The organism is Aureimonas glaciei (assembly GCF_014643375.1).
GTDB lineage: Bacteria > Pseudomonadota > Alphaproteobacteria > Rhizobiales > Rhizobiaceae > Plantimonas > Plantimonas glaciei.
Genome location: NZ_BMJJ01000008.1, coordinates 52702 through 66389 on the forward strand (window position 1 = coordinate 52702; position 13688 = coordinate 66389).

A 13688-nucleotide genomic window follows, 5' to 3' on the forward strand; every position below is an offset into this window, starting at 1 on the left:
ATCCCGCTTTTGTGTGCGCGCAGGCGCGGATTTGCCGCTAGGCTGGTCGCATGACGAGCGTTTCGACCCGATCCGGCAGACTGGCGAGACTGTGCGTTGCCGTTTCGGCGGTATGGATGCTGGGGCTTGCGTCCGGCATCGGCTATTCCCCGGCGACCGCCGCGGAACTCCTGATGTTCGAGCGAAAAGGCTGTCCGTTCTGCGCTCGCTTCGACCGCGAGATCGCGCCGGACTATCCGCGGAGCGCGGCCGGGGCGTCGGCGACCCTGCGACGCGTGGATATCGCCGACAGCCGGACGGGCGGCATTGCCGGGCTCGATCCCGCCGTCTTTGCGCCAACCTTCGTTCTGGTCGACGGAGCCCGGGAAATCGGCCGTCTGGTCGGCTATCCCGGCCGACGTTATTTCTATGCCGAACTGCAGACCCTGATCGATCAGCTGCCGCACAGGGCGAAGCGGGAGCCTTGAGCGGAGGAGGCTGGCTCGCGCCAGCGCTCCCCTCTGGGTGTCCTGACGGCCGGCCTAGTTGGCGGCCGGCTCGCCGTTCTCGTCGAATGTCTTGAGATAGGCGATCACATTGGCCAGTTCCTCGGGCTTCTTCAGGCCGGGGAAGGCCATTTTGGTCTTCGGGACCACCGCCTTGGGGTTGGCGAGCCAGGCCGTCAGTTCTTCTTCCGTCCAGACGGGATGCGACGCCGCATACTCCTTCAGTGCGGGCGAGAAGTTGTAACCCTCGACGGAGGCGATCGCTTCCCCGACGATGCCGTTCAGTTCCGGTCCGACCTTGTTCTTGGCGCCGGGGCCGACGGCATGGCAGGCCATGCATTTGTTGAAAACCTTCTTGCCCGCCACGGGATCGCCGGCGGTCTGAGCAAGGGCAGGGGTGGCGAGCGCGACGGCCAGCGCCGCACCAGCAAATAGTGTCTGTAACCGCATGTTTCCTCCTGGGATTCTAGATGCCCGAGCAGACCATATGCAGCGCGCCCGGCGCTTGGCAATTGATGCGACATTTCGCGCCCGCGCGACGCGGGCTCCTCGCTTGAACGCATGTGGTGTCGATGGTGGACTGTAACGGCGAAGTAAAGTGAGCGTGAATTTATGTGTTACGAATCTCACGCGACCTAAAATCCATCCGATAAAGGGTTTCGATATCATTGGTTTAAGGCGTTATCGCCGGGAGCGGGCTCGGGTCGCCCCGAACCGCCGTTGTGCCTATCATGCAACGATATCCGAAGGCCCGTACTGCCGGGACTTGTGGAATTTCTCGCGATTGTCATCCTTCCCGCGTGTCGGGCGAAGGCTATCGGCCCGAGCTGAAGTCTATCGCGGTAATCGCGCCGCCCAGGAAGGATTAGATCATGAAAAGAATCGCCCTTGCTCTCGCAGCCGTGTCGCTGGGCGCCGTGCCGTCGCTGGCCGCCGACGTCGTCTACGACGAGCCGCCGGCCCCGATGGCGATGGCCGCTCCGGCTGCCAGCTGGACCGGTCTCTACATCGGTATCCAGGGCGGTGGCGCCTTCAATCCTGAGGATCCGGACAATATCAGCCTGAACACCAACGGCTTTGCCGGTCCCATCATCGGCAACGGCGTCGATGCCTTCGGCAACAATTTCGACTCGAGCTTCGACTCCAGCTTCGTCGGCGGCGCGCATCTTGGCTACGACTACCAGATGGGCAGCTTCGTGCTCGGCGCGATCCTCGACATCAACGCCATCGACGTGAAGGAGACCGCCAGCGCCTTCTCCAACACCCCGGCCTTCTATACCGCCCAGCGGAGCCTCGATTTCCTGGCGACGGCGCGCCTGCGGGCCGGCTACACGGTGACGCCGTCGGCCTTGGCCTATGTGACCGGCGGTCTGGCCTATGGCGAGGTCGACTACGGCTTCTCGACCGATTCCCCGGCGGTGACCGGCGTCAACCCGGCGGCCATCGTCAACGAGGACGAGGACGATTTCGGCTTCACGGTCGGCGCCGGCATGGAGGTTCTCGTGACCGACAACATCTCGTTCGGCGCGGAATATCTCTACACCAATCTCGGCGGCGGTGATTCCTTCACGCGGCTTAGCGGCGGTCCCTTCGACGGCAGCGGCGCGGCTGTGATCCCCGGCAACTCCACCGACTTCCGCAGCGACGGCGACTTCGATTTCCACACCGTCACGGCCAAGCTGTCCTACCGCTTCAACTAAGGCGAACGCTCAGCCCGGCTGAGTTCCAACACCGTTTCGTGACCTGCGGGGCCTCGGCCCCGCAGGTTTTTTAATTCAAAATCAACGGTCTCGCCTTAGTGACTCTTAACCAACGCCATGCCCGGTCGTAACCGATGTGGCGCTTCGGCAACAGGGTCGTTTGGAAGTCAGTCTGCCATTGCAACGCTTTCTTCCGGCCGACATTTGAACACAAGACGGGGTCAGACAGCCCCGGTAGAGTTTCGGTCGGCCTTACGAGGGAAATGTCGATCGATCAAACGTCGCTCCTGGCGACACACAGTTGGAGTATCACCCTATGAAACGTTTCGCTCTTCTTCTCGCTTCGGCCACCGTTTTCGTCTCGCCTGCGCTCGCCGCCGACGTGATCTATGACGAGCCGCCGGCCCCGGCGCCGATGGTCGAAGCCGCTCCCCAGTGGAACTGGTCCGGCCTCTATGTCGGTGGCCAGGCTGGCGTTGCCTTCAACCGCGACTCCGGCGCCTTCTCGTCAGACACGTCCGGCTTCAACGGCGGCAATGACGACAGCAATTCCGGCTTCATCGGTGGCGGTCACATCGGTTACGATTACCAGATGGGCAACTTCGTCATCGGTGCCGTCGCCGACCTGAACTACATCGACGCCGAGTCGAACACGAGCTACACGCTGCCGACCGGCGTCGCCACCACCGACACTTTCGGTTCGGAGCAGGACATCAACTACGTCGGTACCGTCCGCGCCAAGGCCGGTTACGCCATGGACCGGTTCATGGTCTATGCGACGGGCGGTCTCGCCTATGCCGACATCGACAACAACTACAGCGGCGGCAGCACCTACACGAACGGCGCTGGCACCACGTTTGACGTCTCGGCGCAGACCGACAACGACGACATCGGCTACGCTGTGGGCGCCGGCTTCGACGTGCTCGCGACCCAGAACGTCTCGTTCGGCCTCGAGTACCTCTACACCGACCTCGGCGAAAGCTCGGTCGACGTCGACTACACCTCGCGCGATGGCACGATCGCGAACTTCTCGACCGACTCCAACAACGACCTGACCTATCACTCGGTGATGGCCAAGGCTTCCTACCACTTCAACTAAGTGGACCTGTGCCGGCGGCGACAGCCGCCGGCATCGGCATGACGATGAAAAGGCCCGCCGGATCCTGTCCGGCGGGCCTTTTCATGTTTTCCCGGGACTGGCCGCGGCGTCAATGTCAGAGGGGCGGAAGGCCGAGGTCTGCCCGGCGCGGCAGGTCGGCGCCGCGGCGCCCGCAGGTGATGGCCGCGGCGCGGACGGCAAAGCGGAGGAGCGACTGCAGCCCGGCCGTGTCCAGCGCGGCCAGTCCGGCCCGGCTCATGGCACCGTCCTCCTTCAGCTTGGCAAGCGTCGCGGCCTGGAACGTGTCGCCAGCGCCGACCGTGTCGACGACGTTCACCGCCAGCCCGTCCATGGTCGCTCCGACGCCGCTCGAGGACAGCGCAATCGCCCCCTTCTCACCGCGGGTGACGATGGCTAGGCTCGCCCCGGCCGAGACCCAGTCGGAGAGGACGGTCTCCAGCGCGCGCCCGGGATAGAGCTGCGCCAGATCCTCGTCGCTCGCCTTGACCAGCGCGGCGGAGGGAACGATCTCGGCGACCTTGGCGCGCCAGATGTCGAGATCGGGCTCGATCGAGGCGCGAATGTTGGGATCGTAGGAGATGAAGCGCCGGTCCTTCTCCTGCGCGATCAGCCGGACGAGGGCGGAAGCGGTCGGTTCCGTCACCGTCGAATAGGAGGCGACGTGGATGGCATCCAGTTCCCTCGGCAGATCGGCGGGAACCTCGTCCGGCTCGATCGAGCGGTCTGCGGTTCCGTCGATGTAGAAGGAATATTCGGCCGAGCCGCTCTTCGCCAGCGAGACGATGGCGAGCGTCGTGTTGCGGTCGGTGGGGATGAGGAAGCGCGGGTCGATCGCCTCGGCGCTCATGAAGTCGCGCAGCCGCCGCCCGAACAGGTCGCTCGACACCTTGGTGAAAAAGCCGGCGGGATGGCCGAGCCGGGCAAGACCCAGCGCGACGTTCAGCGGCGAGCCGCCGACGACGGCTCGAAGGCCAATGCGCGAGACGTCGGCATCCGGCTCGGCAAAGACGTCGAACAGGGCATCGCCACAGCTGAGGAACATCGCTTTTCCCTTTTCCACCGGCGCCCCGCGCCCCGCCACCCGCGCTAGCAGGAAAATTCGCCGGCTGGAACTGCCCGAATCGATTTCGCTCAGACCGTGGGGGACCGCAGGGAAAGGGTTCCGAAAGCCGGGATCTTGATGGCGAGGCGCGCCGGGTCGAAGCCGGCGACGAGGCCGAGCAGATTGACCTCGAACCCCGACAGCCGGCCGACCGTGACCCCGGCATAGCCGAACAGCGACAGGCGCAACTCGCCCCGGTCCCGGTCGAGGGCGATCATCTGCCGCTCGACGGGATAGTCGCGCCCGACCGCGACCGGCGGCAGGGTCGCCGCGAGCCCGGCCGTGTGGGCGAGGACGAAGGCGACGAAGGTGTTGGAGTTGGGACCGGGAAAGATGTGGTAGCCGCCGCGCATGGCGAAGGGATAGGCCGCGACCGCCGCGCGAATCGCCGGGATCAGCGCTTCCGCCTCCGCGCCGTGCCGGCCGACGACGATCTCCGGCAGGTTGGAATACCATCGGCCGTCGGCGGGATAGGCGTCGTGGCGCACCGGCTGGCCCCAGCCGACCTTGTCCCAGCGCTCGTAGCGCGTCGCGCCTTTCTCCTTGACGACGATCCAGGAATGCGTCGCGACGGCGCCCTTGAGCCCGCCTGTCCGGGCCGACATGACGTAGACCGCCGCCGCCTCCGAGGCCGCGGGAGCGGGCAGCACCTTGGCGCTCGTCCAGTCGGCGGCATGCCAGGAGGCCGGGTGATCGCCGGTCCAGAACAGAAGGGCCGACAGAAGGACGGGCGCGACGTAGACGACGGCCACGCCGAGCAGCAGGATCTTGAGCAATCGCATAAGCTTCCCGGAAGAGGGCGAGGACTTCGCCATATCCCGGGATATGGTGAAGCCCTCGCTGCACTGATAGAGCAGGCTCATGGTGCAGAGCGGCGAAAATGAGGACGCAGCAATGAGCAATCCCATCCTGGTCGAAGTGACGCGCGGCAGCCGCGTCGAAAGCCGGCACCGCGGCTCCGTCGCGGTGGTCGACGCCGCAGGGGGAATCGTCCATGCGCTCGGCGACGTCGCCGCGCCGGTCTTTCCGCGCTCGGCGATCAAGGTGATGCAGGCGCTGCCGCTGATCGAGAGCGGTGCGGCCGACCGCTACGGCTTCGGCGACAAGGAGCTGTCGCTCGCCTGCGCCTCGCATTCCGGCGAGGAGGGCCATGTCGCGCTCGCCGCCGATCTCCTGCGCCGCGCCGGTCTCGACGAGCGGGCGCTCGAATGCGGCTGCCACTGGCCGTCCGACTCCAGTGCCGCCCGAGCCCTGGCGCGTCAGGGCCGGACGCCCGGCCCGCTGCACAATAACTGTTCCGGCAAGCACACCGGTTTCCTCTGCACGGCCGTGGCGATGGGCGAGGCGACTGCAGGCTACATCGGCGCCGAACACCCGGTGCAGGCGCGGGCCAAGGCGGCGATGGAGGATCTCACGGGGACAAGCTTCGGCGAGGATTTGAGTGGCATCGACGGCTGCTCCATCCCGACCTATGCCGCGCCCCTGCAGTCCTTCGCGCAAGGATTCGCCAAGCTCGTCTCGGGCACTGGCGTATCGGCGGAGCGGGCGGCGGCCGGCCAACGGCTGATCGCCGCCTGCGTGGCGGAACCCTGGTACATGGCGGGAACGGGCCGGGCCTGCGTCGCGCTGATCGAGGCCGGCGCGGGGAGGGTCTTCGTCAAGACCGGCGCGGAGGGCGTGTTCTGCGGCGCGGTGCCGGAGCTCGGTCTCGGCTTCGCGCTGAAGATCGACGACGGCGCCGGGCGGGCCGCCGAAATCTCGACCGCCGCGACGCTCGCGCAGATCTTTCGCGATCGCGATCCGGAAATGGCGAGCCGCTATGACGGCCTTGCGCAGAAGACGCTGAAGAACTGGAACGGCATGGTCGTCGGCGAGCTGCGCGCCGCCAAGGCCTGAGGGCCGGCCGGACCGAAACCCGATCCGGCGGCCGGATCGACGAGAACGATCCGGCGAGAACTCAGCCGCGCGGCGTTCCGAGCGGCCGGCGCGTGCGGGGGCGCGGTTTCGGCGCGGCAGACTCGGCCGCCGCGGCATCCGGGCGGGATGTCTCGGGGGCCGGGGCCGCGAAGATCGGGACGGGCTTGGGGGCCGGCGCAGCCGTTTCCGCCGGCGTGCGCGTTGCGGCCGGAGCCGGGGCGGGAGCCGCGGGCGCCGGAGCCGGAGCGGTCGGTGCCGGCGCCGCGGGGCTCCGCGGGGTGGATGCGGCGGCCTTCGTCTCCGGCTTTGCCGCCGGCTTTTCGGCCATCGTCTTTTCCGCCGCCGGCTTCGCGGCGCTGCGCCGCGACGTGGCGGGCTTGCCGGAGGCCGTGCGGGCCGCCGGGCGGCGCGCGGCGGGCTTGGGCGCCTCTGCCGGCTCCAGCGAGGTTTCCGGCACCTCGGCGATGGCGGGCGCCACCGGCAGGCCGGCCGGCTTCGGCGTGGCATGCTGCTTCAGGCGGATGAGCAGGCTGCCGCCTTCCGGATGGTTGATCTCGAAGGCATGGGTGCGGCGCACCAGGTCGGAGAGCTTGCGCTCGCCATAGGTGCGCGGATCGAAGTCGGTATAGAGGTTCTGCAGCTGCTTGCCGAAGGTGCCGAGGTTCACCCAGCCGTCCTCGCTCTCCATCTGGTCGATGACGCGCGACAGCATCGGCAGCGCGTCGGCCTTTTCGCGCAGCGGTGCCTGCACCGCCTCGACCGAATCGCGGCTCTGCGAGACGCGCTGGGGCAGGAGGTTCTCGGTGTAGATGAAGCGGCGGCAGGCCTGGCGAAAACTTTCCGGCGTCTTCTGCTCGCCGAAGCCGAAGACGTTGACGCCCTGCTCGCGGATGCGCGAGGCAAGCCGCGTGAAATCGCTGTCGGAGGAGACGAGGCAGAAGCCGTCGAACCGGCCGGAATGGAGAAGATCCATCGCGTCGATGACGAGCGTGATGTCGGAAGCGTTCTTGCCGGTGGTGTAGGCGAACTGCTGGTGCGGGATGATGGCGTGGCGGGCGAGAATGTCCGTCCAGCCCTTCATGCGCTGGGTCGAGAAGTCGCCATAGATGCGCCGGACGCTCGCCTCGCCGATCTTGGCGATCTCCTCGAACAGCCCGTCGGCGATCTTGGCGGACGCGTTGTCGGCGTCGATGAGCACCGCAAGGCGCGCGGATCGGGTGTCGTTCATGGTCTTACCCCTAGAAATTTCCTTCGGACATAGCGCCGGTAGCGGCTTTCCGACAGGTCTTTTTCACCGGAGGCGTCGGGAGAGGGCAGAAAAGGGCCGTCAGACTGCGTTGCCAGCGAGGGTGAGATGGCCGGGAACGTCGGCTCCGGGGCCCGCAAGGTCTTCCGTCACCGCCTCGGCCCAGTGGTAGCCGAGGATTGCACCACGCTCGGCACCGGCGATCACATTGCCGGAGATGACGGCCTTCCCCGCACCCTCCACAACGGTGACGGCGATGCCGACGGGACAATCGCGCAGGACATTGCCGGTGGCCGCGACGTCCCGGAGGTAAGGACCCCAGCCGAGCTTGATGCCGTACAGCGGCGCGCCCTCGACGACATTGTTGGAGACCACCGTGTCGGCCTCGACGGAGATGCCCATGCCGAAGCCGGGCGAGTCCGCCGTGTAGGGCCCTTCCGTCCGGAGATTGCGGACGAGGTTGCCGGTGCAGACGGCGAGGCGTCCGCCCTCGTTGAAGTTGGCGATGGAGATGCCGATCGCCGCGCCGTCGACGAGATTGCCGGAAATCACTGCGCCCTCGAATTGAAACTCGGCGTAGAGCGCCGTCTCGCCGGAATTGCGGCACTGATTGCCGGCGATGATGGCGTTGGAGCCGCCATTGGCGCGAATGGCGGAGAAGGCGCAGTCGTCGATCTGGTTGTCCGAGACGGTGACGCCATGCGCCCGGAAGAGGTTGATGCCATTGCCGTTCTGGCCGGTCCCGCCGGCGTCCGCCCGGATCCGGGCCAGGCGGTTGCCGGTGATGAGCGAGGCGTCGAGGCCGGGCGCGCTGCGGTGGACGAGGATGCCGCCATTGCCGCAGTCCTCGACCCGGTTGCCGGCAATGCGAAACCCCGAGGAATCGCGCGACTGAACCGCCGCCAACCCGGCGCGCAGGATGACGCAGGCCTCGATGCGGCCGCCGCTGCGGCTGAGGTCGAGCGCATTGCCGGCGGCATTGCCGATCTCGCATCCGGTGATGATGAGGTTCGGGCAGTCCGCGATGTCGAGGAGCGCGCGGCCCGGCCCGCCCGTGGGAAGAGCCAGTCCGTCGATCGTCAGGCCGTCGAGGAAAATGCGTTCGGCGCCGCCCGACTGCAAAGCGAGGCTGGGGCCGAGAAGCCGCGAGGCGCCGGGCACGCCGGCCAGCCGCGTGACCGCGGGAAGCCGCAACTCGCCGGCAAAATAGTCCCCCGGCGGCAGGAACAGCGTCTCGCCGGACAAAGCGGTTTCGTCGAGGAGCCGTTGCAGCGCCCGCGTCTGGTCGCCGCCGCCGGAAGGCGTCAGGCCGCGCGCCGTCGCATCCAGCGTCCCGCGCAGGCCGGCGGCACCGAGGCCGTCGCGCGTCTGGGCGACGGCCGGAAACGGCGCGGCGGCAAGTCCGATCAGGCCGCTCATGACGGCGCGCCGGGAAAGGAGGGGGCGGAGGGTCATGGCGGCAGCCTGGCACTGCCGGCTTAAGACGGGGTATCGCCGCCGAGGCACAGGGCCGCAGCGCCGGCCGGGGCGAAGAAATCCGCCGGTTTCGGTTAGCGGCGGGTAAACAGGTCCAGGATCGAGGCCGCGACCGCCGTCGGGGCGCGGGTGCCGCGCACGATCTCGGCCTCGCCCGCGGCGATGGCGGCGGCGACGCCGTCGTGCTCGATCAGCGCGCGGCGGAGCGCCTCGTCCAGCATCGACCACATCCAGCGGACGTTCTGGCCGGCCCGCCTTCCGGCGAAGCTGCCGGTCTCTTGCGAAACGGCGCGGAACCGCTCGATCGCCGCCCAGAGCGCGTCCAGACCCTCGCCGGTCTGGCCGGAGACGGTCAGCACCGGCGGCGACCACAGGGGATCGCGGGGGGCGAGGATGTTCAGCGCGGCGCGGAGTTCGGCAGCGGCCAGCCGCGCCCTTGCGGCATTCTCGCCATCGGCCTTGTTCACCGCGATGATGTCGGCGACCTCGACGATGCCCTTCTTGATGCCCTGCAGCTCGTCGCCGGCGCCCGGCAGCATCAGGAGGACGAAGAGGTCGACCATGTCGGAGACGGTGATCTCGGACTGCCCGACGCCAACGGTTTCGACGATCACCACGTCGAAACCGGCGGCCTCGCACAGGAGCATGGTCTCGCGCGTCTTCGCCGCGACGCCGCCGAGCGTGCCGGAGGAGGGCGAGGGACGCACGAAAGCGGCGGGATCGACGGCGAGCCGCGCCATCCGCGTCTTGTCGCCGAGGATCGCGCCGCCGCTGCGCACCGAGGTCGGGTCGACGGCGAGCACCGCGACCCGCCGGCCCATGGCCGTCAGCATCGTGCCGAAACCGTCGATGAGCGTCGACTTGCCGACGCCGGGAACCCCGGTCATGCCGATCCGGATCGATCGCCCGGTGCGGCCCGCCAGGCTGTCGAGCAGCGCGGTCGCGGCCGCCCGGTGGTCGCCGCGAGTCGATTCTACCAGGGTGATCGCGCGCGACAGCGCCGTGCGGTCGCCTGTTGCGATCCGCCTGGCCAAGTCTTTCGGGTCGAGCTGGGGCTTCGTCATCCCCTCTGCGTCTAGGCCGCGGGCGAGGGCCTGTCGAGAGGCCCGCGAAGCCGCCGAAAGGCGGAAATTGCGGTCGCGGCGTCCCTTTAAGCCGGCTTTGACCTTACACATTTTTAATTCCGACCCCACTTCTAGGAGGGTGCCGGAGCGTATATGCTGAAGTTCTAGTGGGCACCGATCAACAAGGCTGGCGCCAAGCCGGCCGTCAATTGGGAGCTACAAAATGGCCTGGAAGAAACCCGTTCTCGTCGAAGTCTGCGTCGCCATGGAAATCAACGGCTACATGCCGATCGAATTCTAAATCGTGACAGCATCTGACAGCCGCGGGCGGGGCCAATCCCGCCTGCGGCTTTTCATTCTCGGGTCGGCCGCGGGGGGAGGTTTCCCGCAATGGAATTGTCTCTGCCAGGTCTGTCGTCTCTATTGGTCGGGTGACCCGCGCGTTTCGGCGCGCTCGCAATCCTCGATCGCGGCCACGGCCGACGGTGAGCATTGGCTGCTCCTCAACGCTTCGCCCGATCTTCGGGCCCAGATCATGGCTTCGCCCCCTTTGATGCCCAGCTGCGGCGCCGATGACGCGGCGCGGCGCGCCTCGCCGATTTCGGCGGTTCTCGTGACGAATGGCGACGTCGACCATGTCGCCGGCCTTCTGACGCTGCGCGAAAAGCAGGCCTTCAGTCTCTTCGGAACCGAGGGGGTTCTCGGCGTCATCGCCGACAATCCCGTCTACAGCGTGCTCGATACCTCTTGCGTGACGACGCGGCCGGTGCGGATGAACGAGGCTTTCGAGCCCGTCCCCGGGCTCCAGGTCGAAATCTTTTCGGTGCCCGGCAAGGTGCCGCTCTATCTCGAACGCGGTGAGGTCGATGTCGGCGCCGAAGGCGACATGACGGTCGGCGTCAAGCTCTCGGCGGGCGGGCGCACCGCCTACTATATCCCGGGCTGCGCCTTCGTGCCGGAGCATCTGGCCGCGCGCGTGGCAGGGGCGGATCTTGCGCTCTTCGACGGCACGGTGTTCGTCGACGATGAAATGCAGAAGGCCGGTGTCGGCGCCAAGACGGGGCGTCGCATGGGCCACATGCCGATGACCGGCGAGGGCGGCAGCATCCATGCCTTCGACGGACGGGATGTGAAGGACCGCGTCTATATCCATATCAACAATACCAACCCGGTGCTGATCGAAGGATCGGAGGAACGTCGGGCGATCGAGGCGGCGGGCTGGCGCGTCGCCCATGACGGGATGGAGATCGTGCCATGACGATGATGAGCCCCGACGACTTCGTCTCCGCGCTGCGCGAGATCGGCGCGACGCGCTATCACCATCTCCACCCCTTCCAGCAGAAGCTGAATGCCGGCGAGCTGACGAAGGCGCAGGTCCAGGCCTGGGCGCTCAACCGCTATTACTACCAGTCGCAGATCCCGGTGAAGGACAGCTACATCCTCGCCCGGCTCGGCACGACGGAGCTCCGGCGAGACTGGCGCTCTCGCATCATCGACCATGACGGCGACGAAGAGAATCGCGGCGGCATCGAGAAGTGGATCGCGCTCACCGACGGCGTCGGCCTCGACCGCGACTATGTCCTGTCCGGCGAGGGCATCCTGCCCGGCACCCGCTTTGCCGTCGACGCCTATGTGACCTTCGTGCGCGAGCGCACGCTGCTCGAAGCCGTCGCCTCGTCGCTGACGGAACTGTTCTCGCCGCAGGCGATCGGCGCCCGCGTGCGGGGCATGCTCGAGCATTACGACTTCATCTCGCCGGAGACGCTCGCCTATTTCGACAAGCGGCCGGTGCAGGCCAAGCGCGATTCCGACTTCGCTTTGGACTACTGCCTGAAGCATGCGCGGCGGCCGGAAGAGCAGCGGGCGGTGCTGAACGCCTTGCGCTTCAAATGCACCGTACTCTGGGCCCAGCTCGATGCGCTGCATCACGCCTATGTCGACCCGATCATGCCGCCGCCGGACGTCTGGCAGCCCGGGACGGGTGAAGCCCGGCCAGGCATGGGCGGATCCGCTGCGGCCGCGCCGGCCAGGGGCGCGGGAACGTGACCGGCATCGCCGACGATGTCGTGCCAAAATTTCCGCATGGCGTGCGATTCCGCGAGGACAAGGCGCGCGGCACCTTCATTCTCGTCGCGCCCGAGCGCATCTTTCAAGCCGACGAAGTGTCGGTCGAGATCCTGAAGCGCATCGACGGAAAGACACGATTCGACGATCTCCTGGCGGCGCTGGCGTTCGTCTTCACCGCCGATCTCTCGGTCATCCGCCCCGATGTCGAGAGCTTTCTTCTCGACCTTCAGGGCAAGCAGATGGTGGAGCTATGAACGAGATCGTCTTCCCAACGCCCGCAGCCCCCCTGACGGAGGCCGAGCCGGTCACCCGCCGCGTCCCGCCGCCACCGATCGGACTCCTGGCCGAACTCACGCACCGCTGCCCGCTGCGCTGCACCTACTGTTCCAACCCGCTAGAGCTCGACGCCCGTTCCGCCGAGCTCGATACCGAGACCTGGAAGCGCGTCTTCACCGAGGCGGCGGAGCTCGGCGTCATCCACATTCACCTCTCCGGCGGCGAGCCGACGGCGCGGCGCGACATCGTCGAGCTGACGCGCCATGCCGCCGAGGTCGGGCTCTACACCAACCTCATCACGTCCGGCATCGGCGTCAGCCCGGCCATGCTGGACGATCTGCACGCCGCCGGCCTCGACCATATCCAGCTGTCGCTGCAGGGCGCGGACGCCGGCGTGACCGAGCTGGTCGGCGGCTACAAGGGCGGCTTCGAGCGCAAGGAGGCCTTTGCCGCCGAGGTCGTGAAGCGCGGCTTCCCGCTGACGCTGAACGCCGTCATCCACCGGATGAACATCCACCAGGTGCCCCAGATGATCGACAAGGCCGTCGCCTTCGGGGCGAAGCGGCTGGAGATCGCGCACACGCAGTATTACGGCTGGGCGCTGAAGAACCGGGCGCAGCTGATGCCGGCGCGCGAGGACGTCGACCGCACCATCACCGAGGTGGAGGAGGCGCGCGTTCGGCTGAAGGGCGTGCTCGTCATCGACGCGGTGTTTCCCGACTACTACGCCCGCTATCCCAAGACCTGCAACGGCGGCTGGGGCCAGCGCACGCTCTCCGTGACGCCAGCCGGCTTCGCGCTGCCCTGCCATGCCGCGCAGACGATCAAGCATCTCGACTTCTGGTCGGTGCGCGACCATTCGATCGCCGACATCTGGGCGTCGTCGCCGGCCTTCGAGGCCTATCGCGGCACCGACTGGATGCCCGAGCCCTGCCGCTCCTGCGAGCGCAAGCATATCGACTTCGGCGGCTGCCGCTGCCAGGCGCTGGCGCTGACGGGCGACGCCCGCAACACCGACCCGGCCTGCATCAAGTCGCCCTTCCACACCGAGCTCGGCGACATCGCCGTCACCGAATCGGCCATGGAATCGCCGGGGCCGGCGACCTACCGCGCCTTCAGCCGGGGCTGACGGCGCGATAGGTGCGGCGGGGTTCAAGGCCCGAACGACGAACAGGATGCAGAGTACGTTCGGTTCCGGGGCATCGAGCGGCCGGTCATTGCTTTCGCCTTGACCT

General features: G+C 67.4%; 12 protein-coding genes and 2 pseudogenes. 8 read left to right on the forward strand and 6 right to left on the reverse strand.

The features are described from left to right. The first annotated feature begins 116 nt into the window (after positions 1 to 116). Complete coding sequence (locus IEX88_RS16175) at positions 117 to 467, forward strand: thioredoxin domain-containing protein (protein ID WP_188852573.1); 351 nt, start codon at positions 117 to 119, stop codon at positions 465 to 467. Between the two features lie 54 nt (positions 468 to 521). Here IEX88_RS16175 and IEX88_RS16180 read toward each other — a convergent pair whose 3' ends face one another. Further along, positions 522 to 935 (reverse strand): c-type cytochrome, encoded by a 414-nt coding sequence (locus tag IEX88_RS16180; protein WP_188852575.1) that lies wholly within the window; start codon positions 933 to 935, stop codon positions 522 to 524. A gap of 422 nt (positions 936 to 1357) precedes the next feature. On the opposite strand from IEX88_RS16180, the gene IEX88_RS16185 reads away from it, so the two are divergent. After that, positions 1358 to 2185: an outer membrane protein gene (locus tag IEX88_RS16185; protein ID WP_188852577.1), complete on the forward strand. Its 828-nt coding sequence runs from the start codon at positions 1358 to 1360 to the stop codon at positions 2183 to 2185. 316 nt (positions 2186 to 2501) lie between these two features. After that, on the forward strand, positions 2502 to 3284 hold the full coding sequence (locus tag IEX88_RS16190; protein ID WP_188852579.1) for an outer membrane protein: 783 nt from the start codon (positions 2502 to 2504) through the stop codon (positions 3282 to 3284). 115 nt (positions 3285 to 3399) lie between these two features. Here IEX88_RS16190 and IEX88_RS16195 read toward each other — a convergent pair whose 3' ends face one another. Continuing rightward, positions 3400 to 4347 (reverse strand): carbohydrate kinase family protein, encoded by a 948-nt coding sequence (locus tag IEX88_RS16195; protein ID WP_188852581.1) that lies wholly within the window; start codon positions 4345 to 4347, stop codon positions 3400 to 3402. A gap of 89 nt (positions 4348 to 4436) precedes the next feature. After that, positions 4437 to 5189 (reverse strand): DUF3750 domain-containing protein, encoded by a 753-nt coding sequence (locus tag IEX88_RS16200; protein ID WP_188852583.1) that lies wholly within the window; start codon positions 5187 to 5189, stop codon positions 4437 to 4439. A gap of 112 nt (positions 5190 to 5301) precedes the next feature. Between IEX88_RS16200 and IEX88_RS16205 the strand changes: the two genes are divergently transcribed. Further along, positions 5302 to 6303, forward strand: a complete 1002-nt coding sequence (locus IEX88_RS16205; protein ID WP_188852585.1) for an asparaginase — start codon at positions 5302 to 5304, stop codon at positions 6301 to 6303. A 531-nt stretch (positions 6304 to 6834) separates the two neighbouring features. Here IEX88_RS16205 and IEX88_RS26860 read toward each other — a convergent pair. The 3 genes and pseudogenes from IEX88_RS26860 to meaB all read right to left on the reverse strand — a co-directional run. Further along, a pseudogene (locus IEX88_RS26860) lies at positions 6835 to 7552 on the reverse strand (NYN domain-containing protein); the annotation flags it as partial. A 99-nt stretch (positions 7553 to 7651) separates the two neighbouring features. Further along, positions 7652 to 9025 carry a TIGR03808 family TAT-translocated repetitive protein gene (locus tag IEX88_RS16215; RefSeq protein ID WP_188852587.1) on the reverse strand — a complete coding sequence of 458 codons (1374 nt, stop codon included), beginning with the start codon at positions 9023 to 9025 and terminating at the stop codon, positions 7652 to 7654. A 95-nt stretch (positions 9026 to 9120) separates the two neighbouring features. After that, positions 9121 to 10110 carry a methylmalonyl Co-A mutase-associated GTPase MeaB gene (gene meaB, locus IEX88_RS16220; RefSeq protein WP_188852589.1) on the reverse strand — a complete coding sequence of 330 codons (990 nt, stop codon included), beginning with the start codon at positions 10108 to 10110 and terminating at the stop codon, positions 9121 to 9123. Between the two features lie 223 nt (positions 10111 to 10333). Here meaB and pqqA point away from each other — a divergent pair, with 223 nt between their 5' ends. From pqqA to pqqE, 4 genes and pseudogenes are all read left to right on the forward strand, one after another. Continuing rightward, positions 10334 to 10411 carry a pyrroloquinoline quinone precursor peptide PqqA gene (gene pqqA / locus IEX88_RS27300; protein ID WP_156381978.1) on the forward strand — a complete coding sequence of 26 codons (78 nt, stop codon included), beginning with the start codon at positions 10334 to 10336 and terminating at the stop codon, positions 10409 to 10411. Positions 10412 to 10453: 42 nt separating this feature from the next. After that, entirely contained in the window at positions 10454 to 11368 is a 915-nt protein-coding gene (gene pqqB, locus IEX88_RS16230) for a pyrroloquinoline quinone biosynthesis protein PqqB (RefSeq protein ID WP_188853027.1), read from the forward strand. Next, positions 11365 to 12431 (forward strand): annotated as a pseudogene (gene pqqC / locus IEX88_RS16235) (pyrroloquinoline-quinone synthase PqqC). The gene pqqB and the pseudogene pqqC overlap by 4 nt, the downstream one beginning before the upstream one ends. Continuing rightward, positions 12428 to 13582 (forward strand): pyrroloquinoline quinone biosynthesis protein PqqE, encoded by a 1155-nt coding sequence (gene pqqE / locus IEX88_RS16245; RefSeq protein WP_188852595.1) that lies wholly within the window; start codon positions 12428 to 12430, stop codon positions 13580 to 13582. The pseudogene pqqC and the gene pqqE overlap by 4 nt, the downstream one beginning before the upstream one ends. Positions 13583 to 13688 lie beyond the last annotated feature (106 nt).

Coding starts and splice junctions, on each gene's coding strand:
- IEX88_RS16175 (WP_188852573.1), top strand. CDS start 117: ATGCTGGGGCTTGCGTCCGGCATCGGCTATTCCCCGGCGACCGCCGCG.
- IEX88_RS16180 (WP_188852575.1), bottom strand. CDS start 935: ATGCGGTTACAGACACTATTTGCTGGTGCGGCGCTGGCCGTCGCGCTC.
- IEX88_RS16185 (WP_188852577.1), top strand. CDS start 1,358: ATGAAAAGAATCGCCCTTGCTCTCGCAGCCGTGTCGCTGGGCGCCGTG.
- IEX88_RS16190 (WP_188852579.1), top strand. CDS start 2,502: ATGAAACGTTTCGCTCTTCTTCTCGCTTCGGCCACCGTTTTCGTCTCG.
- IEX88_RS16195 (WP_188852581.1), bottom strand. CDS start 4,347: ATGTTCCTCAGCTGTGGCGATGCCCTGTTCGACGTCTTTGCCGAGCCG.
- IEX88_RS16200 (WP_188852583.1), bottom strand. CDS start 5,189: ATGCGATTGCTCAAGATCCTGCTGCTCGGCGTGGCCGTCGTCTACGTC.
- IEX88_RS16205 (WP_188852585.1), top strand. CDS start 5,302: ATGAGCAATCCCATCCTGGTCGAAGTGACGCGCGGCAGCCGCGTCGAA.
- IEX88_RS16215 (WP_188852587.1), bottom strand. CDS start 9,025: ATGACCCTCCGCCCCCTCCTTTCCCGGCGCGCCGTCATGAGCGGCCTG.
- meaB (WP_188852589.1), bottom strand. CDS start 10,110: ATGACGAAGCCCCAGCTCGACCCGAAAGACTTGGCCAGGCGGATCGCA.
- pqqA (WP_156381978.1), top strand. CDS start 10,334: ATGGCCTGGAAGAAACCCGTTCTCGTCGAAGTCTGCGTCGCCATGGAA.
- pqqE (WP_188852595.1), top strand. CDS start 12,428: ATGAACGAGATCGTCTTCCCAACGCCCGCAGCCCCCCTGACGGAGGCC.